22 protein-coding genes are annotated in these 22,949 nt (G+C 54.5%); 17 read left to right on the forward strand and 5 right to left on the reverse strand.

All coding sequences use genetic code 11. The annotated features are described in order from the left end of the window. Window positions 1-133: 133 nt before the first annotated feature. The 14 genes from HY913_11695 (at window position 134) to HY913_11760 (ending at window position 14,037) form a co-directional block, all read left to right on the forward strand. Entirely contained in the window at window positions 134-1,171 is a 1,038-nt protein-coding gene (locus HY913_11695; GenBank protein ID MBI4963930.1) for a rod shape-determining protein, read from the forward strand. A 148-nt stretch (window positions 1,172-1,319) separates the two neighbouring features. Then, window positions 1,320-2,165 carry a rod shape-determining protein MreC gene (mreC, locus tag HY913_11700; protein MBI4963931.1) on the forward strand — a complete coding sequence of 282 codons (846 nt, stop codon included), beginning with the start codon at window positions 1,320-1,322 and terminating at the stop codon, window positions 2,163-2,165. Beyond that, window positions 2,162-2,662 carry a rod shape-determining protein MreD gene (gene mreD / locus HY913_11705; protein MBI4963932.1) on the forward strand — a complete coding sequence of 167 codons (501 nt, stop codon included), beginning with the start codon at window positions 2,162-2,164 and terminating at the stop codon, window positions 2,660-2,662. The genes mreC and mreD overlap by 4 nt, the downstream gene beginning before the upstream one ends. Continuing rightward, on the forward strand, window positions 2,662-4,503 hold the full coding sequence (gene mrdA, locus HY913_11710) for a penicillin-binding protein 2 (protein ID MBI4963933.1): 1,842 nt from the start codon (window positions 2,662-2,664) through the stop codon (window positions 4,501-4,503). The genes mreD and mrdA overlap by 1 nt, the downstream gene beginning before the upstream one ends. 15 nt (window positions 4,504-4,518) lie before the next feature. Then, window positions 4,519-5,646 carry a rod shape-determining protein RodA gene (gene rodA / locus HY913_11715; GenBank protein ID MBI4963934.1) on the forward strand — a complete coding sequence of 376 codons (1,128 nt, stop codon included), beginning with the start codon at window positions 4,519-4,521 and terminating at the stop codon, window positions 5,644-5,646. A gap of 296 nt (window positions 5,647-5,942) precedes the next feature. Continuing rightward, a complete protein-coding gene (locus HY913_11720) occupies window positions 5,943-6,443 on the forward strand; it encodes a polymer-forming cytoskeletal protein (GenBank protein ID MBI4963935.1) in 501 nt (166 codons plus the stop codon). Between the two features lie 212 nt (window positions 6,444-6,655). Next, window positions 6,656-7,081 (forward strand): hypothetical protein, encoded by a 426-nt coding sequence (locus HY913_11725; protein ID MBI4963936.1) that lies wholly within the window; start codon window positions 6,656-6,658, stop codon window positions 7,079-7,081. Continuing rightward, the gene (locus HY913_11730; GenBank protein ID MBI4963937.1) at window positions 7,081-7,659 is read left to right on the forward strand and encodes an ATP synthase F0 subunit B; all 579 of its coding nucleotides are present in this window, start codon (window positions 7,081-7,083) and stop codon (window positions 7,657-7,659) included. Before HY913_11725 ends, HY913_11730 begins: the two co-directional genes overlap by 1 nt. Beyond that, on the forward strand, window positions 7,656-8,195 hold the full coding sequence (locus tag HY913_11735; GenBank protein ID MBI4963938.1) for a F0F1 ATP synthase subunit delta: 540 nt from the start codon (window positions 7,656-7,658) through the stop codon (window positions 8,193-8,195). Before HY913_11730 ends, HY913_11735 begins: the two co-directional genes overlap by 4 nt. Window positions 8,196-8,200: 5 nt before the next feature. Beyond that, window positions 8,201-9,727 (forward strand): F0F1 ATP synthase subunit alpha, encoded by a 1,527-nt coding sequence (locus tag HY913_11740; protein ID MBI4963939.1) that lies wholly within the window; start codon window positions 8,201-8,203, stop codon window positions 9,725-9,727. 66 nt (window positions 9,728-9,793) lie between these two features. After that, window positions 9,794-10,657, forward strand: coding sequence for an ATP synthase F1 subunit gamma (gene atpG / locus HY913_11745; protein MBI4963940.1), 864 nt, complete (start codon window positions 9,794-9,796; stop codon window positions 10,655-10,657). Between the two features lie 75 nt (window positions 10,658-10,732). Continuing rightward, on the forward strand, window positions 10,733-12,178 hold the full coding sequence (gene atpD, locus HY913_11750) for a F0F1 ATP synthase subunit beta (GenBank protein MBI4963941.1): 1,446 nt from the start codon (window positions 10,733-10,735) through the stop codon (window positions 12,176-12,178). A gap of 13 nt (window positions 12,179-12,191) precedes the next feature. Further along, window positions 12,192-12,605 (forward strand): ATP synthase F1 subunit epsilon, encoded by a 414-nt coding sequence (gene atpC, locus HY913_11755; protein MBI4963942.1) that lies wholly within the window; start codon window positions 12,192-12,194, stop codon window positions 12,603-12,605. 667 nt (window positions 12,606-13,272) lie between these two features. After that, complete coding sequence (locus HY913_11760) at window positions 13,273-14,037, forward strand: hypothetical protein (GenBank protein ID MBI4963943.1); 765 nt, start codon at window positions 13,273-13,275, stop codon at window positions 14,035-14,037. 306 nt (window positions 14,038-14,343) lie between these two features. Here HY913_11760 and HY913_11765 read toward each other — a convergent pair whose 3' ends face one another. The 3 genes from HY913_11765 to HY913_11775 all read right to left on the reverse strand — a co-directional run bounded on the left by HY913_11765 (window position 14,344) and on the right by HY913_11775 (window position 17,620). Further along, window positions 14,344-15,480: an acyl-CoA dehydrogenase family protein gene (locus tag HY913_11765; GenBank protein ID MBI4963944.1), complete on the reverse strand. Its 1,137-nt coding sequence runs from the start codon at window positions 15,478-15,480 to the stop codon at window positions 14,344-14,346. 147 nt (window positions 15,481-15,627) lie between these two features. Then, window positions 15,628-16,821, reverse strand: a complete 1,194-nt coding sequence (locus tag HY913_11770) for an electron transfer flavoprotein subunit alpha (protein MBI4963945.1) — start codon at window positions 16,819-16,821, stop codon at window positions 15,628-15,630. 1 nt (window position 16,822) lies between these two features. After that, window positions 16,823-17,620 carry an electron transfer flavoprotein subunit beta/FixA family protein gene (locus HY913_11775; protein ID MBI4963946.1) on the reverse strand — a complete coding sequence of 266 codons (798 nt, stop codon included), beginning with the start codon at window positions 17,618-17,620 and terminating at the stop codon, window positions 16,823-16,825. Between the two features lie 279 nt (window positions 17,621-17,899). On the opposite strand from HY913_11775, the gene prmC reads away from it, so the two are divergent. Together prmC and HY913_11785 are read left to right on the forward strand one after the other, a co-directional pair. Continuing rightward, window positions 17,900-18,769 (forward strand): peptide chain release factor N(5)-glutamine methyltransferase, encoded by an 870-nt coding sequence (prmC, locus tag HY913_11780; protein ID MBI4963947.1) that lies wholly within the window; start codon window positions 17,900-17,902, stop codon window positions 18,767-18,769. Then, window positions 18,770-19,390, forward strand: coding sequence for a hypothetical protein (locus HY913_11785; protein MBI4963948.1), 621 nt, complete (start codon window positions 18,770-18,772; stop codon window positions 19,388-19,390). 446 nt (window positions 19,391-19,836) lie between these two features. Here HY913_11785 and HY913_11790 read toward each other — a convergent pair whose 3' ends face one another. Further along, window positions 19,837-20,070, reverse strand: a complete 234-nt coding sequence (locus HY913_11790) for a hypothetical protein (GenBank protein MBI4963949.1) — start codon at window positions 20,068-20,070, stop codon at window positions 19,837-19,839. A 279-nt stretch (window positions 20,071-20,349) separates the two neighbouring features. Then, on the reverse strand, window positions 20,350-21,492 hold the full coding sequence (locus HY913_11795; protein ID MBI4963950.1) for an RDD family protein: 1,143 nt from the start codon (window positions 21,490-21,492) through the stop codon (window positions 20,350-20,352). A gap of 612 nt (window positions 21,493-22,104) precedes the next feature. On the opposite strand from HY913_11795, the gene HY913_11800 reads away from it, so the two are divergent. After that, on the forward strand, window positions 22,105-22,743 hold the full coding sequence (locus tag HY913_11800; GenBank protein MBI4963951.1) for a tetratricopeptide repeat protein: 639 nt from the start codon (window positions 22,105-22,107) through the stop codon (window positions 22,741-22,743). The last annotated feature ends 206 nt before the right edge of the window (window positions 22,744-22,949 follow it).

Raw genomic sequence — 22,949 nt, forward strand, 5'->3', positions numbered from 1 at the left:
GCGGATAATAAGAATTTCGAACTGTCTTGTCAATGGAGAGGCTCGGCCGCGATCAACGCTTGAACATGATGAAGCCTTCTGTTAGATTTCGCAGCGTCGCTTCAATTCGAAAGGTTTTCGGTAAACTTCTGCAATGTTCTTCGACGCGCTTTCAGGGATTTTCTCCAACGACATGGCCATTGACCTCGGCACGGCCAATACGCTGGTGTACGTGCGTGGCAAAGGGGTCATACTTTCCGAACCGTCCGTCGTGGCTGTGAAGACCGATTTGAGGCGGGGCCCGCGGATCGTGGCAGTGGGGGCCGATGCCAAAAAGATGTTGGGTAGGACCCCTGACAACATAAGGGCCATCCGACCCATGAAGGACGGCGTGATAGCGGACTTTGAAGTTACCGAAGCCATGCTGAAACACTTCATCGTCCGGATTCATCATCGCCGATTCCTGGTCAAACCCCGTATAGTAGTGTGCGTGCCTTCCGGTATCACGGAGGTGGAGATGCGCGCGGTGAGAGACGCGGCGAAGAGCGCGGGCGCCAGAGAAGTCTATCTGGTCGAGGAACCCATAGCCGCGGCCATCGGCGCTCGCCTACCCATCACCGAGCCGACGAGCAGCATGATTGTGGACATTGGCGGCGGTACCACGGAAGTGGCTGTCATTGCAATGTCGGACATAGTTTATGCCAAGTCCCTCAGGGTCGCGGGGGACAAGATCGACAACGCGGTCATCCGCTACGTGAAGCAGAAATACAGCCTCCTTATCGGAGAGAGGACCGCGGAGATGGTCAAAATGATGATAGGGAGCGCCTGCCAAGAGGCAGAAGAGTCGATAATCGAAGTCAAGGGGCGCGACCTTATCGCGGGCATTCCGAAAATCATTGCGCTGAGATCCGGCGAAGTTACCGAAGCTATAACCGAGCCTGTGAGAGCCATTTTGGAGACAATCAAAACGGCCCTGGAAAGCACGCCCCCGGAACTGGCCGCAGATATAGTAGATAACGGGATTGTGCTCACCGGAGGAGGGTCACTCCTGAAAAACCTCGATGTTGTCATCCGGCGGGAAACCGGCTTGCCTGTGAGAGTGGCGGATGATCCCCTTTCAACGGTGGTTGTGGGTTCGGGCATCATATTCGAAAATTTTCATCTCTTGAAAGACGTGTTGGTGAAATGTTAGTAACCAACCAGTCATACGGGTGCTTCGCCGTGCGTGCGCGTCCCCGCGCGAACTTGAACGCTTACCTGAACAACTCACTTGCCCTTGACGTGTGGCGAGAGCGCGTCAGAACTTACCCACTCCCGGGATTTACAGCCGATCCGTCATAATGCCCAGATCCATTCGTGACATTGCAATCTTGTTGATTCTCATCGGTGGAGGACTGCTCATACTGTTCTCCTCGCCGCCGAAACCTGAGGGTGGAGTGGCAAGTCGTTTTATTTACACGGTATTGCACCCTTTTCAACAAGTCGCTGCTTCGGTCCACAACCGTGGAAAGACTACCTGGGAAAGCTACATCAACCTGACGGGCGTCCAGGAAGAGAACCGCGCGCTTAAATTGCAGATACGTCAATTGATTCGCGAAAAGGCCGATCTACTGAATTATGAAGGCGAAAACAGGCGCCTGAGAAATCTCTTGAACCTCAAAGCCAGGCATGAATTTCCCACCTTGGTTGCCCAAGTCATAGGGGAAGACGCCTCGGGCTGGTACAGCACGATCTTCATTAACCGAGGAACGGAAGCCGGCGTGAGGCCGGATATGCCGGTGACGGTGGCCGAAGGGATTGTGGGAAGAGTTGTCAACAGCTCGGCCGATGTTTCCAGGGTATTGCTATTAACAGACCCTAATTTTTCCGCGGACTGCCGCGTAGCGCGTACCCGAGACCGGGGCGTGCTGACCGGATCTCTTGATCGCTTCTGCGTCCTGCGCTACGTGAGCCTTAAGTCTGAAATGAAACAGGGCGACCAATTGGTCACCTCCGGCCTGGACGGCATTTTCCCTCGGGGGCTGCCGCTGGGGAGGATCGAATCCATACGGCACGGGGACCAAGGGCTCTTCTTGGAAGCAAAGGTGGCGCCCGCGGTGGACTTTGCAGGAGTAGAAGAAGTGTTGGTCATACTCGGACAGCAGGGCGGGTTCGACATTCGCCCCGGCCTTGAGGATAACCATTGAGAGAGATCGTATTTCTCTTTGCTGTCGGGATAGTGGCTCTGACGCTGCAAACCACGTCGCTTGGGTTCCTCGTTCCGTCAGCCTACAAACCGGATCTGATTCTCGCTCTCGTCGTGTGGGCAGGTCTGAGGGTAACGTTTGTGCCTGGAGTGGGCTTCGCATTTTTAGTAGGGCTGGTCATGGACACTCTATCCGGGTCTCCGGCAGGCCTTTTCGCGTTGGTCTATTGCCTGGCCTTCGTGGCGTCCGGTTATGTGGACTCGGTCGTTCCGATAGACGATCCGGTGGGTTGGGCTGTGACGGTTTTCTTGGCCTCGGCCGTGGCAGGGTTCCTCGTGCTGATGACAAGGTGGCTGGCGGGGCCGGTGGAATTTAGTGCACACACGTTCGTGTGGATCCTTGTGAGATCTCTGGTGACAGCCGGGGCGGCGGTGGCCGCATTCCTTTGCCTCGATAAGATTTGGGCAGGCTATTCGAGGATTATCGGGGAACGCTGATGACCGAGTTGCCCATTAGAGATGCTTCACTCGCTTACCTCCGCAACCGCATCAAGGTGGCAATAGTCATAATGCTGCTGGCAATGGGTTTGCTGGCGGCTAGGTTGTGGCAACTACAACTCTTAAGGGGCGAGTCTTTCATTGAGATGTCTCAGGGCAATCGGGTCCGCGTTGTGCGACTCCCGCCGCCACGCGGAAAGATTGTAGATTCTGCCGGCCATGTAGTGGCCGAAAACAGCCCTAGTTTCACTTTCTCAATAATTCCGGGCGAACTAAAGGACCCGCAAAGGTTGATCCGGACTTGCTCAGACGCGCTGGGCATGACGCCGGAGAAGCTGCGCGGACTCTTGGAGCGCAGCGGGACCATTCCACGTTTCATGGCTTTCCCGCTGAAAAGAAACATGAGCCTTGAAGAAGTCTCTCTCCTGAAATCGCAGGTCACGGACCTCAAAGGCGTGTCTCTGGAAGCCAGGCCGCGGCGTGTTTACCCCTGGGAGGAGACCCTGTGCCATGTGGCCGGAACGTTAGGAGAGATCTCTCCCGAGGCGCTGGCTAAAGGACCCAAATTGGGCTACCAAGCCGGGGACCTTCTCGGAAAGTCAGGAATTGAAAAGGAATATGAGACACACCTGAAAGGGGAGGAGGGATGGGAAAAGATAGAGATCGACGCCAAGGGAAGGCAACTCGGCGTGGTGTCCCGTCAGGCTCCCCAGCCGGGAGCTGATGTGATACTCACGGTTGATGCCGAATTCCAACGCTATGCCGAAGATGTGTTCATACACCGTGCGGGTTCCATTGTGGCTGTGGAACCGGACACGGGGCGCATTCTCGCGATGGTGAGCAAACCCGGTTTCGATCTGAACTTGTTCTCCCCTTCGATCAGCGAACGCCAATGGAAAGCTCTTAACAGCGATCCTTTGCATCCACTGGAAAACCGATCCACAAGAGGTCTGTATTCTCCGGCGAGCACTTTCAAGATAGTGACCGCTGCAGCCGGTTTGGCCGAAGACCGGATCGATCCGCAGCACAGGTTTAGTTGCAAGGGAAGTCTTGACTTGAGAGGTCAAGTCTTTCGTTGTTGGAATCACTACGGCCACGGGAAGGTCGGTCTTCACCGCGCGATTGTTGAATCATGCGACATTTATTTCTATGAACTTGGCCTTCGGTTAGGCGGAGATCGGATAGCTCGGTGGGCTTCTCACTTCGGACTCGGACAACCAACCGGCATCGGTCTACCTCAGGAACTTCCGGGCCTGCTGCCCACTTCCGCGTGGAAGCTGCGAACATACGGAGAACCCTGGAAGGACGGCGAAACCGTCACACTGGCAATTGGCCAAGGATACCTGGTTTCCACCCCTGTTCAACTTGCGATGATGACTGCGGCCCTGGCCAATGGGGGCAAGCTTCTGAAGCCGGCGATTGTGCAAAAGGTGGTTTCGCTGGACGGCAAGATGATCTTTGATCACCAGCCCCTGGTGCGGAGCACTCTACCTTTGGATCGCGGCGCGTTTTCGTTGCTGAGCGAAGCCATGAGAGACGTCGTCTCGGACAAGAGAGGGACAGGGAAACGATGCCGGATTCCGGGATTGAACATCAAGGCTAAGACAGGGACATCCCAGGTCATAAGGATTAAGGAAAGGATCGCGGAAGAAGATCGGATACCGTATCATGAGAGGACCCATGCAATATTCGTCGCGTACGTGGACGATCAACCCAAGAAATTCGCTCTAGTGGTGATAGTAGAACACGGCGGGGGCGGCGGAGCGAGCGCAGCGCCCATAGCCCGAAAAATAATAGCCAGGTACTACGGACGGCCCGATCCGGGCGATCCGTCTGACTGATGCGAGTACAGCGAAATGCCCCAAACCGACTTGAAACCCAAATGGCATGCACCGCGATCGGTGGAATGGCCTCTCATCTTGATCAGCCTGATGCTTTCGGGAATAGGGATAGGCCTGATATTCAGTGCGACTGCGCCAATGGGCGAGGTCGGAAGGTCTCTGGTACTGAAACAGATGACGTGGTGCAGTCTAGGCCTGGTTTTGATGGCGCTGTTCGTGCTTTTTGATTATCACTCTCTCGACCGATGGGCCGTATGGTTCTTCGCTGCTGTCGTAATTGCCCTGGTGGCGGTGTGGGGATTGGGAAAAGTTACCGCGGGGTCGAGAAGATGGATTGAATTGGGTTTGCTAAGGTTCCAGCCGTCGGAGTTCGCGAAACTGGCTGTAGTCCTCATTTTGGCCAAATACTATCAAGATGCCCCAAGTATCGAAGGGCGGCAAATTTCGGATTTGGTCAAGCCGTTGCTGCTTGTGGGTTTACCGATAATTCTGGTGCTGATCCAACCGGATTTAGGCACAGCGAGCCTGATGTTCCTCGTTGCCGTGTCGATGGTTGCCGTGGCCGGATTGAACCGCCGGGCCCTGCTTTGGGCCGGGGGGGCGCTCCTGGCCATAGTGCCGGTTTTGGCGCTGGTCGGGGACAAGCTGCTTCTTGGGTACCAGAAGAAGCGGCTCATCACGTTTTTGAATCCCGATACGGACCCTCTTGGTGCGGGATATCATATCATACAGTCTCAGATAGCCATAGGTTCAGGAGGCCTCTTCGGCAAGGGCTTTTTGCAGGGAACGCAGAATCAGCTCATGTTTTTACCGGTGAACCACACGGACTTCATATTCTCGATTCTTGCGGAGGAATGGGGCTTTGTGGGATGCGCAGTTGTCTTGATCCTATTCGGCGCTCTGTTTTTGCGAGCAATGGCTGTGGCCGACCAGGCACGCGATAACTTCGGCGCACTGCTGGTTTTCGGCTGTACCGTGATTCTTTTCTGGCATGTTGCGATCAATGTGGGAATGGTTATGGGGCTGGCGCCGGTCGTGGGGGTGCCTCTGTGCTTTCTGAGTTATGGCGGATCCGCGCTGCTCACTTCGTTCATTTGCATAGCCATCATGGTAAACGTCAGCATGCGACGATTTTCATACTGATGGATTTGGGCTTGATGATTCCTGTAAGCCTTCAGTTACAGGCGGAAAAAGACTGTCATTGCGACCCCGTTGAAAAGCGGGGGAAGCAATCTCTGCCCCTAAAGCCTGAGATCGCTTCCCCGCGCAACGCGGGATTTCAATCCTCGCAATGACAGAAAACCGATGGTTCCCCCGCGTGACTGAATGCCTAATTCCTTGAATTACTCCTTGAACATGGGATTTGTCTGTGTTAAGGAAGGGGCGGCTTAATAATCTAAGGTTCCTTCAGGGAGCCGCCGCGGAAACGTGGAGGAGACATGCTTGGATTTAGAAAAGCGAAACCTGACGCCGTAAGCGGCTTCTTGGGAACTCAGACGGAATTTGCCGGGAAACTGTCTTTTTCCGGGGTGGTACACCTGGACGGGAATTTCACGGGAGAAATAATCTCGCGAGGCACGCTGGTCGTTGGGAGCGAATCCGTCGTTCATGCGGAGATTCACTCCAGCATTCTCAAGATAGCCGGCGAGGTACATGGAGACTTGATAGCGACCGAAAAGATAGAGCTGTATCCTCCAGCCAAAATCTACGGCAATATACGTACCCCCAGCTTGGTGGTTGAAGAGGGGGTTATTTTTGAAGGCACGTGCAGGATGTCGTCGGTGTCCGCGGAAATACCGGCGCTCGTCGATCCGCGGCACGAAGCGACTGACGAAGAACCCCTGGAGGAGATCTCAGCCCAGGCCTGGCCCCCGACCTATGAAGTCAGTGACAAAGTTGACGAATCGGTACCTGACAAAGCCTTGCCCAAACACGAGTGATGCCCCCCTTTTCTTGCCTCCTCGCATTGGCAAAAAGATCTTGACACCTTGTGTACGCGGTGTTACCATGCGACTTCATTTTAGATTTGGGTCTCATTAAAATATCCTTATCAAAATCATTCAGGCAGTTGGAAGTCATTGTCCGGTGAGCCCCTGCTGGGGGAGGAATGCCGGAAGGTCGAAAAACTTCGCGAATCCGGGAGATTACGCCAGTGATTCAACTCAACTTCACGCTGTTCATTCAAATAATCAATTTTCTCGTCCTGCTGTACCTCCTGAACATCCTTCTTTACAAACCGGTCCTCGCAAAAATCAGGGAAAGGGAAGCCCGAATAAAGGCAGACCAGGCCAAGGCGCTCGAACTGGAGAAAGAGGTCGAAGCACAGGAGAATCGGCATCAACAAGAGCTTGGAAAGGCCAAACAAACTGCGGCCCAGGAAAAAGGCGCTCTGATGGCGGAAGCCAAGAAAAAAGAGGCGGAAATCCTGGACAAAGCCAAAGCGGAAGCCTCCAGGATCGTTGAAAGCATGAGAACCACCATCCAGACGGAAGCGGAAGAAGTCCGTAGGACGCTTAGCGCTCAAATGACCCCGCTGGCCCAGTCTATCACCGAGAAAATCCTGGGGAGGTCTGTGTAATGAAGGCTAGGCTCACTCTTTCACTTTTTCTGGTCCTTCCCCTAATATTGATCTGCGCCTCAAGCGCCCTTGCTGCGTCTGAAGCGGGCTCTTCTCCCTGGACCATGTCAATGCTCCTTTGGAGAGTGGTCAATACGGTGGCCTTGCTTGCTCTCCTCATATATTTCCTGAAGAAACCGCTGGTGAACTTCTTCAAGGAAAGGAAAGCCAAGATTGAGCAAGATTTGGCTGAAGCCGTCGAGCAGCGCCGAAAAGCAGAGGAACTGATCAAGGAATATCAGATGAAGTTGGCCGGCATGGAGCAAGAACTCGAAAAGATGCGCGGCGAACTCCAGAAGGCTGCCGAGGGCGAGAGCCAGAAGGTCATTGCGAGCGCCGATAAAATGTCCGTAGCGATTATAGAATCGGCGAAGATCGCAGCGGAACAGGAAGTCAGGAAGGCCAAAGTCGCCTTGAAAGACGAAGCAGTCACCCTGGCTGTGGAACTGGCAGAATCGCTCATTCGTGAGAAGATCAGCGATGACGACCGCAAGAAGATTGTGGAAGACTATCTTGTTAAGGTCGGGGGTATGAAGTGATCAGCAGCACTCTAGCAAGGCGATACGCCAGGGCTTTGGTTGAAATCGGACAGGAACGAAACGCCTTGGAAAAATACGGCCAGGACTTGACCACCTTGGCCCAAATGATGGAGGCGTCCAGAGATTTCAGCGAAGTCCTGATCAGTCCTGTATTCACCAAGGAAGATAAGAAGAGGATCGCCGGCGAGGTCCTGAAACAGGCCGACACAGATCCGATGGTGATTAACTTCGTCAACTTGCTAATAGATCGCAAGCGCATCGACCAGTTGCCCGGCATAGACAAGGCCTTTAAAGAAAAAGTGGACGAGATCAACGGTATCACTCGGGGACAGGTGACCAGTGCGCAAGCCCTCGATGAGAGCGAATTGGGTCGAGTCACCGAGGTTTTGTCCAAGATGAGCGGGAAAAAGGTCCTGGTTACCACCAGCGTGGACCCGGGACTGATTGGTGGATTGTTTGCCAAAGTCGGAGATATGGTTTTTGACGGGACGATTCGCACGCAGTTAAACCAGCTTAAGGAAAGCTTGAAGGGATAGGGACAATGCAGATCAGAGCCGAAGAGATCAGTGAGATCATCAAGCAGCAGATTCAAGACTACGACAAGAAAGTCGAAGTCAGTGAGACAGGGTCGGTGATCAGCGTCGGAGACGGAATCGCCAGGCTCCACGGTCTCGAAAACGCCATGGCAGGGGAGTTGTTGGAGTTCCCCGGCAACATCATGGGAATGGTGCTCAACCTTGAAGCAGACAACGTAGGCGCGGCCATCCTCGGCGAAGACGTCCATATCAAAGAGGGCGACATCGTCAAGAGGACGGGGCGCATCGTGCAGGTCCCCGTTGGAAAAGCCATGCTGGGCCGCGTGGTCAGCTCCATCGGCCTCCCGATTGATGGAAAAGGCCCATTAGATACCCAGGAATTTCGCGTCGTCGAAATCGTGGCCCCCGGTATCATCAAAAGACAGCCTGTTAAGGAGCCTTTGCAGACCGGCCTAAAGGCCATTGACTCCATGATCCCCATCGGGCGGGGTCAGCGAGAGTTGATCATCGGTGACCGCCAGACCGGCAAGACCGCCATCGCTGTCGATACGATCATCAACCAGAAAGATACCGATGTGTACTGCATTTACGTCGCGGTCGGCCAGAAGAGGTCCACGGTGGCCCAGGTCGTCGCGACTCTGGAGAGGTTTGGGGCCATGGAATACACCACGGTGGTGTCGGCTACAGCCTCCGATCCTGCTCCCATGCAATATATAGCCCCCTATTCCGGTGTTACCATGGGTGAATACTATCGGGACAGCGGCCAACATGCGTTGATCATATATGATGACCTGAGCAAGCAAGCCACTGCGTACCGCCAGCTCTCGTTGCTACTCCGCAGACCGCCGGGCCGTGAAGCTTTCCCTGGCGACGTTTTCTACCTGCATTCGCGGCTTCTCGAGCGTGCTGCCAAGTTGTCCGATACCCACGGCGGCGGCAGCCTAACTGCTCTGCCCGTTATCGAAACACAGGCCGGCGACGTTTCCGCATACATTCCGACCAACGTTATTTCCATTACCGATGGCCAGATCTTCCTGTCCACGGACCTTTTCTATTCGGGCATCCGTCCCGCGGTCAACGTCGGTCTGAGCGTTTCCCGAGTCGGCGGCAATGCACAGGTCAAGGCCATGAAGCAGGTCGCGGGTTCACTCCGTCTGGACTTGGCTCAGTTCCGTGAACTGGAAGCATTCGCTCAGTTCGGCTCGGATCTGGACAAAGTTACCCAGGCGCAGCTTGCCAGGGGCACCAGGCTGGTCGAAATTCTCAAGCAGGCGCAGTACGAGCCGATGCCTGTGGAGAAGCAGATAGCCATCATCTTTGCCGGCACCAACGGGTTTGTTGACCAGTATGATACTCGGGCTCTTGCAGAATACGAAAAGCAGCTAATGAGCCATCTGGAGACAAATCATTCTGCGGTCTTGTCGGAGATCAAAGAGAAGAAGGTTATCTCAGCCGAACTCGAAGGCAAAATGAAGAGTATCCTTGAGGAATTCAAGGGGATCTTCACGCCGCCTGAGCTTTCTATTATCTGACAATTCACGGGTGAAGACTACAAAGAGAGAAATCGGGACTCCGCTCCTTGATATATAGAGGTCGAAATGGCAAGCCTCAGAGACATTCGTAAAAGAATCGCCAGTGTCAAGAATACTCAGAAGATCACAAATGCCATGAAGATGGTTTCCGCGGCGCGGCTCAGGCGCGCGGAGGAAGCCATAAAGTCTGCGCGGCCGTTTTCGGACAAGATGCGTGACGTGCTCATGTCCCTGGCCGCCCGAACCAACCCGACCGGGCATCCGCTACTGGAAGCGCGGGAGCCGAAAAAGATCCTGCTCATCCTGATAACGGCGGATAGAGGGCTCTGCGGCGCGTTTAACGCGAGTCTAAACCGCCGGACCGAAGCCTTCATAAAGGAAAAGCAGGCCAAGGGAATAGAAGTGGATCTGCTGACGGTCGGCCGTAAAGGGAACGATTATTTCCGGAGGCGCCGGGTCAACATCCCCGAGAAGTTCATCAACGTGATGAATCAAATCAGTTACGAACTCGCGGGAAACATCGTAACCGCTGCCACGGAAAGGTTCATGTCCGGAGAGTACGACGAGGTCTGGACCCTCTACAACCGCTTCAAGACCGCGGTAACACAGATTCTTACACTCAAGAGACTTATGCCGATAAGGCCGGAGGAAGAAGAGTGGACGAAACGGAGAGAATATCTGTATGAGCCCTCCGAGGACGAGTTGCTCAAGGAGATTCTCCCGCGGTACATTCAGGTTCAGATATTTACCGGTCTCCTGGATTCAGTGGCCAGCGAGCTTGGGGCCAGAATGACCGCTATGGAAGCAGCGACTACCAATGCGGAGGAGATGATCTACAAACTGACGTTGAAGCATAACCGCTTGCGTCAGGAATCCATAACCACAGAGCTTATGGAGATAGTCGGCGGGGCCGAGGCGCTCAAAGGTTAGATAGGGCCCTCCGCCTCCTCGTACAGCGAGAAATACCAAACCCGTTTGAAGACGGTATCAGGAGGATATCCTAAAATGGTTGAGGGAAAAATAGTTCAGGTAATCGGCCCGGTTGTTGACGTGGAGTTTCCGGAAAACCAGCTTCCGACCCTCTACAATGGTCTTTTGATCTCCAACCCGGCTATCAGCGACGAGCCTGACAATCTCGTTGTCGAGGTTGCGCAGCATCTAGGGGACAACACGGTCCGAACGATCGCTATGGACACCACCGACGGCCTGGTCAGAGGCATGCCGGTCAAAGATACCGGCGATTCCATTATGGTTCCAGTCGGCAAGGCGGTCCTCGGCCGCATCATGAACGTGGTGGGACGTCCCGTGGATGAGGGAGGCCCGATCGCAGCGGAAACATCCCGGCCGATCCACCGTTCGGCTCCAGCCTTTGAAGATCAGGTCACTGAGATCGCGGTGCAGGAGACCGGTATAAAGGTCGTCGACCTTATCGCCCCGTTCATGAGGGGTGGAAAGATCGGCTTCTTCGGCGGTGCGGGCGTGGGCAAGACCGTCTTCATGATGGAGATTATTAACAACATCGCGAAGCAGTTCGGTGGAACTTCGGTGTTCGCTGGTGTTGGCGAGCGTTCCAGGGAAGGCAACGACCTTTACCTTGAAATGGGCGGCGTGCTTCCGGGTCAACCCAAGCCTACCGGCGAAAGAGTTATCGACCGCGCTGCATTGATCTATGGACAGATGAACGAACCGCCCGGCGCCCGTGCTCGAGTGGGGCTGACCGCCCTTACCGTCGCGGAGTACTTCCGTGACGAGATGAACATGGACGTTATGCTCTTCGTCGACAATATTTTCCGTTTCACTCAGGCGGGTTCAGAGGTTTCGGCCCTTCTCGGCCGTATGCCCTCGGCGGTCGGTTATCAGCCCACTTTGGGAACCGACATGGGCGAGTTGCAGGAGCGGATCTGCTCCACCAAGAACGGGTCCATCACCGCTGTTGAATGCATCTACGTTCCGGCCGACGACCTCACCGACCCCGCGCCGGCAACAACCTTTGCCCATTTGGATGGAACCGTGGTTCTCTCACGGCAGGTGGCGGAACTCGGAATCTACCCGGCGGTTGACCCTCTCGACTCCACCTCCAGGATCATGGACCCGAGGGTCTTGGGCGAGGAGCATTACCAGGTTGCACGTTCGATCCAGTTGGTGCTCCAGAGGTACAAAGACCTTCAGGACATCATCGCCATTCTGGGAATGGACGAATTGTCCGAAGACGACAAGCTGGTCGTTACCAGAGCAAGAAAGATTCAAAGATTCCTGTCACAGCCCTTCTTTGTGGCTCAGGAATTCACGGGCACGCCAGGAAAATACGTGAAAATCCAGGATACTGTCGCTGGGTTCAAGGAAATCGTTCAAGGCAAGCTGGATCACATCCCCGAGCAAGCTTTCTACATGGTGGGTGACTTGAGCGAGGTGCTGGTGAGAGCTGAGAAACTGGCGGCTGCAGCGGCCTGATCGGGAGAGATCCATGTCGGAAAAATTCAAGGTAGAACTGGTCACCCCTAAAGGGGTGATCCTCGACAAGGAAGTCGAAGAGGTCATTGCACCGGGCACTATGGGCGAGTTTGGTGTACTCATCGGCCATACCCCCATGCTGACTTTTATCAAACCGGGCATCTTCTCGTATCTTGAAGGGGACAACTTCACAAGGTTCGTTGTAGGATCGGGGTTTTGCGAGGTCCTCAAGGACGCTGTTACCGTTCTGGTAGGTGAGGCCTACAGCAGGGAAGACATCGATGCGGCCGCGGCTGCAGCGGAAGTGGCCCAGTTTGAACAGGAAATTGCCCAAATAGACGCGGCGGCAAATCCCGAAGCTCATCAAGCCGCGTCGGACAAGCTCAAAGTTGCCCGATTCAAAGTAACGCTGGCTGGTATGAGCTGATCTCGGCCCGAAATCATCCGGTTTTTCGAGGCCCCTCGTCCGGTCCGGTGTCTCCGGTCCTGCAGGGGCCTTTCTTTTTCAATGTCTGTCAGCGGCCTTTTTGGTCAGTGCTGATCGAAACTTTTAGATGGCGCGGTTGTCTGCACCTTATACCAATGTTCTTTCATACGAGTGAGCATGGCGGGCCGTCCAGGGGACCGCTCGCAGGTTGTGGCAAGAGTCGGCGTCCCTGCCTGCCCGCGTCGCTGTTATCTGTTCGATCGTGCGTTGGTTTTGAAAGCTTATCGCCGGACGATCGGGCTTACGATTTCTCTTGATTCCTTTGGATTAAACGTTTAGAGGTTATTTAATGCGTGTAGGGCACTGGAACGACCAGAGGGGTAAGATCCTCTTCTGACGATGCCCGGCGCAATGAACCCACTTGAAAAAATCTTCCCCAGCTAACTCATGCGATTCGGCTGAATAAGGGGGAAGCGCGTGTGTCGGGTTCCTGGGCTGATTCTGCATCCAGTCAAATTCTTGGAACATGACGCAGGAGCGGCTTCGTAAATCCCCTTATGGAACCGCCTGTATTTATGCGAGTCGGTGAAGAGACATCAATTTCAAAAGCAGTCATTAAACGGTAAATTGACGCAAGGCAAAACGCATCCGGGCCAAGGAGAAAACGATGGCTAAAAAGCCTCCGAGAAGAGATCCGATTATCGTATACAAGAGGGAAGAGAAGGGGCTCAAGCCGTTCCTTCCCAAATCCAGGGGATTCCGTTTCGGGGCCCCGCCCCTTCCTGGCCAGCAAAAAGCCAAGAAGCCCAAGGAGACCAAACCGGTTGTCCCTGAGAAAGTGCGCTTCCACCAGGCGAACCTCCTGGAGATCGAAGCATTGCCGTCTCCGGAAAAGGAAATAGCTAGAGCATGTTATTTCTTGTGCTTCCTGGTTCATGAAACAAAAACCAGCGCAGATCTTTTCCCGCTGAAGCACAACGCGCTGGAGAAAATATTCAAGAGCGGGCACCCTTGCCTGACCGTAAATTACGTGAGGAGAGGGGATCGGGAAGTCTATCATCTCTCCCCGGACGCCAAGAAAAAATGGGAGGCCGAAACCGACGGCAATAAACACCACATCCGAATGTACTTGACGGCGAAATGCAAGGTGGATTTTGAGGAAGGTTATTTCGACCTTTACCATTTCCATATTGTGACGGAGCCGTTCAGGTTCTCGTTCTACCTTCCCATACATCAGGCGCCGTGGCTCAATAAGAGGAGACTGTCCAAAAGGAGATTCCACTATCCGCAGACCGTCGAATACGGGCTGGTTCGAGGAAAAGTGATTACTACATCTCGAAAGGCCACGATGATCCCCTTGGAACAGATCAAGCTGGAGTTGCAGAAGCTACTGGATATGGATATGGATGCGAACGCAGAAAAGAAGAAGTGATTCTTGAGGCCTTAAAGCCAAAGCAATCTCAAAAGTACTGTCCCGGTTGTCACCAAAAATGTCCCGCACCACGGCTCAGTCAATTGTGATCTGTCATTGCGAGGAGTAAAACGACGAAACAATCTCCTGCCTTCAGGTGCTGAGATTGCTTCACTGCGTTCGCAATGACAGTCTTTCGCAGCTGGGAAAGGAAGTCCCTCAGGGGGGTTTCCAACGAGGTTGTTGGCCATCCCAATCGGCGGGCTGTGCCAGATCGTGGCTATCTTCAAGAGCAATCAGAAATCAATTTGGCCATTCGGTTTGGTATCACGCGACCCCGCATTCTCGTGAGATAATGGTCTGGAGTATTTCCGAGGTCCCTCCGCCGAACAGCAGGAACCTGCAATCCCTGTAAAACCGTTGAACGTCGTACTCCATTGAATAGCTGTAAGCGCCAAAGATGCGCGTGGCCTCGTCCGCGGCCCGGCAAGCGACCTCAGACGCGAAATACTTGGCCATAGAGGCTTCTTTAAGGGCCTTTTCCTTCCTGTCGACCATTTCAGCCGCCTTATAGACCATCAAATTAGAGGCCCATATATCGGTGGCCATGTTCGCAATCTTCTGTTGGACCAACTGAAAGCTGCCGATCTTCTTGCCGAACTGCGTCCTTTCCATTGCATACCGTTTTGAATGGTCAAAAGCAGCGCGGGCCAATCCCAGCGACAACGCGGCCGTCATTACCCTGATGATCGCCAGTATCCTCATCAGATTCGAGACGCCTTCGCTTTCTCTGCCCAACCTGTTCTCCAACGGCACCCGAACGTCCGAGAAGGCCAGCTCGGAGATTTCAGTGGCGCGGGTTCCGAGCTTATCGAATTTCTTGGAAATATAGAGACCAGGGGTATCCCGTTCCATCAGGAAGAAGTTGAGGCCTCTCAAGCCCTTGGTTTTGTCCGTCTGGCATAGGACGGTAAAGAAATCCGCTACAGGCGCGTTCGTGATCCATGTTTTGGACCCGTTGATCACCCAGCTATCCTGGTCCTGTCTGGCGGTTGTCTTGACGCCCGCGAGGTCTGTGGCCGCGTCCGCCTCAGTCAGAGCGAACGAAGCGACTTTTTCTCCTCGGATGGCAGGCTTTAACAGGCGTTCATGCTGCTCCGGTGTCCCGTATTCGAAGAGGAAATTGGTTCCCATCAGGCACTGCATGGCCGTGAAGGCTGCAACGCTCATGGAACCCCGCGCCAGTTCCTCCACCATAATACAGAACTGGGTCGTGGTGCCTCCCGCGCCCCCGATGGCGGGGGGATAGCGGATTCCGTACGCGCCGGTCTTGGCTATCTTGTCGAACATCCACCGGGGAAACTCCTCGGCTTCATCCATTTCGCGAGCTTTGGGAATTATTTCCTCGTCAGCGAACCGCGCGAAGGACTTCCTGATTAGCTCTTCGGGTTTTGGTTTTGCGATGGCATTCACTTCAGAGCCCTTCCTCAAAAGGTGTTAACGGAATCCCACGTGTGCGGGGCCGGGTTCAAACAAGAAACAGCGGGGACAACCTTCCAGCCTGTCTATCTGAATGACCGGCAAGATGCCGGTCCCACGGGAAACCCCCGATTAGCTCCTTTGCTCTCGTACCGCTCGTGTCAGGGCAGGCAATACCTCAAAGATATCACCGACAATCGCGAAGTCCGCTATGGCAAAAATAGAAGCATCCGGATCTTTGTTGATCGCGATGATATATCGTGATCCGTCCATCCCGGCCTTGTGTTGCACCGCGCCCGAAATGCCGCAAGCAAAGTAGATTTCCGGCCTGACGCTCTTCCCGGTTTGACCTACCTGGTGTTCCTGCGACATGAAGCCTTCCTCCGCTACCACCCTAGTGCAGGCCAATTGCCCGCCGACGGCTTCCGCGAACTCTTCTAACACTGCGATGCCTCTATCCGAACAGACAGGCCTGCCGCCTGCCACGATTATCTTTGCAGAGCCAAGGTCCACGCCGGCCCGCTCCCGCATTACGCATTCCAAGACTTTGGTGAATTCTCGACAGTCGGCCAGGGTGACCTGTTCCGGTTCAACTGCGCCTGTGCGCGAAGGGTCCGGTTCCAAGGCCTTCATGATCCCCGGCCGGACTGTGGCCATCTGCGGACGCGAAAAACGAGTCACGATGGTGGCCATTATGTTCCCGCCGAACGCGGGCCGCGTTTGCAAAAGGATCTTCTCTTCGAGGTCAATCGAAAGGCGCGTACAGTCCGCGGTCAAGCCCAGCCCCACTCTGCGCGCGACCCTTGGAGCCAGGTCTCTTCCAAGGTGCGTTGCGGCCACCAGGAGTATGTTAGGCCTGTGCCTGACTATTAGCTGTCCGAGGACGTGGGTGTAGGTGCAGGTCTGGTAATAGACCAGTGAAGGGTCCTCTACGACAATGCAACGGTCCGCGCCGCAGTGAATCAAATCTCGCGCTTTTTCACGCAGGTCATTTCCGAAGATTACCCCGACGACCTCCTGGCCGAGGTCATCGGCAAGGGTTCGGGCGCAGCCGAGGAGTTCATAGGCCGACTTGTGAAACGCACCGTCATGTTGCTCGACAAAGACCCAGACCCCTCGATAGTCGCTGAAGTCCGGTGCTTCACGAACAGGGATTTGACCGCTAAGGGCCTCGAACTTGCAAGATTCCAGGCACGCGCCGCAAAGCGTGCAGCGGTCCTCTATCCATCGGGCCTTTTTGTCCTGCATTTCCAGGGCCTGGTAAGGGCAAGCCCGGGCGCACATGGTGCACCCGTTGCACTTTTCAAGATCAATACGGATGGCCATATCAATCTCCAAGGCGGATTTCCCGCTTCTTGAGGGCCTGGATCAATTGATCCGCTATAGAAGCGGGTGAACCTTCCAGGTACTGGGTATTTCGGGCTTCCTTGGGGGTGAATGTCCGGACCACCTGAGTGAGCGAACCCATGAGCCCCATTTGCAGCGCCTTCGCACCAATGTCCGCGCCGTTCCATATCTCGATGGGCGCACGATCCGCTGTGGCGCTCAGGATGCCGGCCACAGTGGGATGCCGAGGCTGGTTGAGGTCGGCTAGAACAGTGGCCAAAACCGGTGTGGGAGTCTCGATCCGTTCGCAGCCCTCTTCCAAGGCTCGTTCCGCAATGACCTTTCCCTCAAGCACGTCCAGCTTCGTCACGTAAGTAAGCTGCGGAATGCCTAGGAATTCGGCAACCTGCGGCCCTATTTGCGCCGTATCGCCGTCCACGGCCTGCCTGCCGCCCAGAATCAGGTCGAACTCTCCGATCCGACTTATTGCCATGCCGAGAGTGGTTGATGTTGCCCAGGTGTCCGCGCCTGCAAACGCTTTGTCCGTCAGGAGTATGCCACGGTCGGCTCCCATGGCCAGGGCCTCACATACGGCCTCCATCGCCTGTGGAGGTCCCATGCTCAGCACTGTGACTGAGCCGCCGACGGTATCCCTGATTTGGATTGCAGCCTCCAACGCGTGTCGATCTTCGGGATTTATGATGCTTTCGACGCCCTCCCGGATCAGGTTTCCGGTTTTAGGGTCGATCCGGACCTCACTTGTGTTCGGGACCTGTTTGACCAGAACGATGATGTTCATGAGATCTCCATCGGAAGCAAAGGGTGGGTGGGTCTAAAAATAGCTTTGCGCCGACAGCCTTGTCAAGTTAAGGATAAGGGGGCTTCTTAGCCGCGGCACGGCGGGCCCTGATTCACCGCCATGCCTACTAATAGAGGAAGGTGAACTCCCGATGGAGCACCGGGAGTCCATGGGGGTAGGAGGTTGATAATTATTTCGACAAACAAGAGAACGACCGGTTCCGTCAATCGTGCAAACATTTCTGGTAAGGCACGCAATTAAGCAATATATTGGGCCACCATGAATCAGGCGCAGAAATCCGCTGCCAGATGGACCGTTCGTGACGTCTTGCAGTGGACAACAGAATACTTTGGGAAAAAAGGAGTGCAGACCGCTCGTCTGGACGCGGAGGTGCTACTGGCCCACTGTCTGGGAGTAGACCGGCTGTACTTGTATCTCCACCTGGACCGCCCGCTTCTTCCGGACGAAAGGTCAAAATACCGGGGCCTGGTTGCCAGGCGGGCGGCTCGAGAGCCCGTAGCGCTGATAACCGGAAGGAAGGAATTCTGGTCCATTCCTATGCGCGTGGTTAACGGCGTGCTTATCCCGAGACCGGAAACCGAAATCCTGGTGGAGGCGGTGCTCGAAGAAATCAGGCTGAAAACGTCTCCGCTCATCCTCGAAATCGGTACCGGTTCCGGCGCGATAACCGTCGCGATTATGACGGAACGGCCCGATGCCTGGGTCGTGGCGACCGACGTGAACCGCGTCGCGCTTGAAACAGCTTTGCTCAATTCCCGGTCAGCGGAGGTCGAGCCCAGTCTGGTTGCATCGGAGCTGTTCTCAGCCCTAAAGCTTGAGCCGGTTTTCGACGTAATTTGTTCGAATCCTCCGTACATCCCCGCAGATGCCATCCCAACACTAGCGCCGGAGATTTGCAGATATGAACCATGCTCGGCCCTTGACGGCGGGCCCGACGGGTTGGATGTGGTGCGGCGAATAACCGCTGAGGCGCGGCGCTTCCTCAAAGAAAACGGCGCGCTTATCATGGAAATAGGAGACGGCCAGGAAGAAGCGGTGAGAGAACTGTTGAACGCCGCGGGGTTCGGGGAGATCAAGTTCTTCCCCGACCTGGCGGGGATTACCAGAGTGGCGAAGGGAAAGGCATAGATGAACTACCTGATAGCCGGATATGGTAAATTCGGGCGCTTGGCCGCGGAAAGGATCAGGCAAGCCTTTCCTGCTGCCGGCATAATTGTCGTGGAGCAAAATCCGGCAAAATTGCCGCACAGCATCCCAGACCACGTAACAGCGTTCAACGACGACGCGGTCTCGTTCATGCTCAATTCAAAACCCTTGGATGGACAAGACTGGATTGTCCCGATGGTGCCTTTTCATTTGGCAGCCACTTATCTGCTGCAAAAATCATCGACTCTGAAACTCATACCGTTTCCCCTGGAGGTTTCGCTCTTTGTGCCCAACCCCTATCCGAGCGGTCAATCAGACCTTTGTTGCAGCGTTGCAGATTTTTTGTGTCCTGATGATTGCCCCGAAGGACTGTGTTGCACGGTCACAGGCCAGCCAAGAAGCCCTCTGCACAAAACCTTGGAGGAACTGCACATTCCGGAGTTCAAAGTTTCGGTTCTACGCAGTTCACAGATCTTGCCCGGTGTAGGGGGTTACGCATTGGCTGACCTTCTGGACCTTGAAAATCAAATCACCTCGGGCCAACATATCATCGCCACTTCATGCAGATGCCACGCTATAATGACCGCGTACGCAGCCGAGTAAGAGATTCTGAGGAGAATTTGAGGACAATCTCCCGGGGAGTACGATTTTGCAAAAAAGACCTCCCCGGACCCCTCCCCAAAAACTCTCACATCTGTTGTATGACAGCCCAACTCATCCCTCACCGCTTAACTACACCCTGAACTCTGGGGTCCATTTCGTTCATCAAATCCTCCCGGACCAGGCGGTCCCAGGGGGTACAGACCACTGACTGATCCCACGGGACGTGGGGCCAAATGCCCTGTGGAAGAAACTTGTAACTTTCTCGCTGAGTGCCTGCCGCCACCGGCGGAAGGCACTCAGCGAGCATGATATAAGAGTTTTTGGGGAGGGGTGCGGGGAGACCCATTTTGCAAAAAGGGTAAACCCCCAATTCCGCTTCTTAAACAAACAAAAAGCCCCGTGGACAGAAACGGGGCAAGACTTCGGTAAATCCTCGAAAGGCAACTTCAGTGATATCCGAGCGCGCAGTAGGGGCTGGCTTTCATTGATCGCAGGGAGCAGAGGATACTTCGTCTCCCATGTTCGTGCGAAGCTACCCACTGTTGCCATTCATCATCGGGCCAGACCTCTATTCGGGGCCGGATCAATTCCTCTTCGATCCTGATATCATTAGTTTCCGCCAGGTCTTTCATGTAGTCGGATTCCAGGAAATTTCCATAATCAGGTTCGAGTGGGTTCATTCACAGCACCCCCATCAACATTCTTTAACCTGATCTTTAGTTAATCACTGTAAGGTTGGAGTCAAGAAAAGGCTATGGAAGTGAGCTGCGGACGCGCGGTGGCGGGGATTCAAAAGCGCGCAGCCATTCATCAGGGTAGGATCGATGATTTGGTACGGCGGCCCATGGTCGTCATCTTACTGAGCTGTCAGGCGGCGGGCATGACAAGCCGTGCCCCCTTGAGGCATTCAGGAAAACCCAATGCTGTTCCACACAAAGGCCTGGTGCCATCTGACTGCCTCACCACCTAAGCCTTTCCAACGCGACAGGCAAGGCTGCCAGAACGATCAATATGCCAAGAACTGTAAAGAGTGGGAGCAGGGCCTTTCGCAGAGCTTTGGGGGGCATCAGGCCGGTTTCGATTTGGACCGTGCCGCCGGCAACGTCCAGTAGGCTCCTTTTACCGCCTGCGATGAGGAAAAGCAGCCACGAAACAGCCCAGGCTATCGCACCCAACGAGATCATAACCAGCGGACCGGCCCACGGGGTGTTCGACGCGAACGCCGGGTTCCCCAACCAGCGCATCAATAGGCCGGGCCCGAAAGTCAGCAGACAGATGGCCAAGGTCCGAAACGTGAGCGACAACAAGAGCCCACCGAATTGGGCTTCCGCGGTGTACAGCACTTCTATGGCAAAGGTCTTCTGGCCCCAGGAGCGGCCGTCATTGAACAGGGGGGCCACAAAAGAAACCGCTAAGACGCTGAGGACCCCCAAGAACATCGGATATCCCGTATATGCGTAGAATAGGAAATTCTTTGCCACGTGCTCCGGAACGGAATTCAGCGGTACAAAGGAGACGATAAAGAGCAGAACCAGTATGCAATAGACTGTCAGGAACTGCGAAAAAGTATAGATGGACGCCAACGCGCGTCTGCCCATTGAAGCGGGGCTCCTCTCGGCAAACAGATCTCTCGAAAATTCACCTGTATCCGCAAATTCTTCCTCTTCCACGCCGGCATCGTGCAAAAGGTCCTCGGCAACTTCTTTCTTTGCCATAAACCCGCAGCGGGGGCAGTCGCCTCGAACCAACATGACGTCGGTATCCTTTGTCGCCTCATACCCGCATCTCGGACATGTAGCCAACGCGGCCGCGGGTGCCAATTCTCGAGCTACCTCAGCCGGCCTCGCCGCGGGAGAGGGTTCAGCTTCCTTCACAGGCTCGATTCGGCAAACAGCGCCCGCTTTTTCTATGATCTTTCGGTACTTCTCCGCTGTGGCATGGTCTACCTTTTGCCTTATCAGCTTGGGCTTGCCCGAAAGGAGCTTTTCAACGAAGGCCGTGTCCTTACTAAAAGCTGCCGAGAGCTTCTTCACCACGTCCTGTCGGGACCGCTCGGGAATTGTCGCTCCTTCCAGGATCACGTTGTATGATTTTTCCGCCATTAGAATCCTTCAAGCTGCGCGCGGTAGACAAAGGTTCTTGTCTATGTCCGCGTGATCGGGCTTATTTACGATCTGCTCAGTGGTCCATAGTCTACACCACGAGGACGCCCCTATTATAAACCCAATTGAGTAAGTTCTTCTAAAACGCGTACCGGCCCACAAACGAACAACAGGTTACCCTTGAATGGTCCTGACTTTTTACCGACGAGACTGACAACTAACAGCGGGCCTTGACGCCTCCTTTTCATGAGTGTATCTGTACAAGAGGGCACGTGCACGAGCCTTTTTTTGTTAGTGGATTGTTTCCTTAACTCCGCAGGCTTTGCCGATGCTGTGGAGACGTGTCTCTGAGGCTTCGCTTAAATATGTGGCCCAACATTGTCATTACGAGGAGTGAGACGACGAAGCAATCTCATCTTCGGTGGGACCGGCATCTTGCCGGTCATTGAAATTGACAGGCGAGACGCCTGTCCCACCAATAGAGATTGCTTAAGGCTACGCCCTCGCAATGACATGTTCGCTGTATTCGGAATGATCAAGCGGAGCTAAAGGAATAATCCATTTGTAAATGAATCTATCGACCGAACGCGGTTGCACTTTACGGGAGGAACAATGACAGACGAGCCGTCGGATACCATTTTGGGCGCGTACAGTGATGAAGAAGTGGCTGAACTGGAAAAGAATGTTGTGGCCATGCCCGATTCCGCGCCTGCACATTACAATCTCGGATTGGCTATGGCTCAGCGAGGCGAGTGGGACGGCAGTATAGACGAATTTCGTAAGGCCTTGAAGCTGAAACCCGGCTTTGAAGAGGCTCGCGTAAACCTGGCAGTGGTGCTTCTCCAAAAAGGGGACCTTGACGGCTGCATACAAGAAAGTTTGAAAGCGCTGGAGTTTAGGCCCGATCTTGTACAAGCGTGTATTAACATCGGTATTGCGTTCACACGCAAGGGGATGATGGAGCCGGCAATTCAAAGTTTTGAGAAAGCCCTCCGGATTGATCCAAATTCCGCTTCGGCCCATCTGAACATCGGAAATACTTATTTGGCGCTGGATGACCTTGACAAGAGCATAGAACACTTCACCCGTGCCGTAGATTTGATGGACGGGTTTGCCATGGCGCATAACAACCTTGCCGTTGCTTTGTACCACAAGGGGAAGAAAGAAAAAGCCAAGCATCACGTCTACCGGGCCAAAGATCTGGGGTATCCGGTTCATGAGGATTTCCTCAAGGCAATTGAACAGGCCTGATACCGATCTGCGATCAAATAAGCGATACTAGCATGGACAGAGGGGGAGAGGCGTCTCAAGACTCATCCAACTGGTAGAATAGTGTTACGGGGACGGCAATTGTCCCTTCTGGGTGGCTCGGACGTTCGGTGGGACAGGCTTCCAGCCTGTCTATTAGAATGATCGGCAATCCCGCGTTCTGCGCGGGACGGTCCCACCCGCAGGTC

It is taken from the genome of Desulfomonile tiedjei (assembly GCA_016212925.1).
In the GTDB taxonomy this organism is placed as follows: domain Bacteria; phylum Desulfobacterota; class Desulfomonilia; order Desulfomonilales; family Desulfomonilaceae; genus JACRDF01.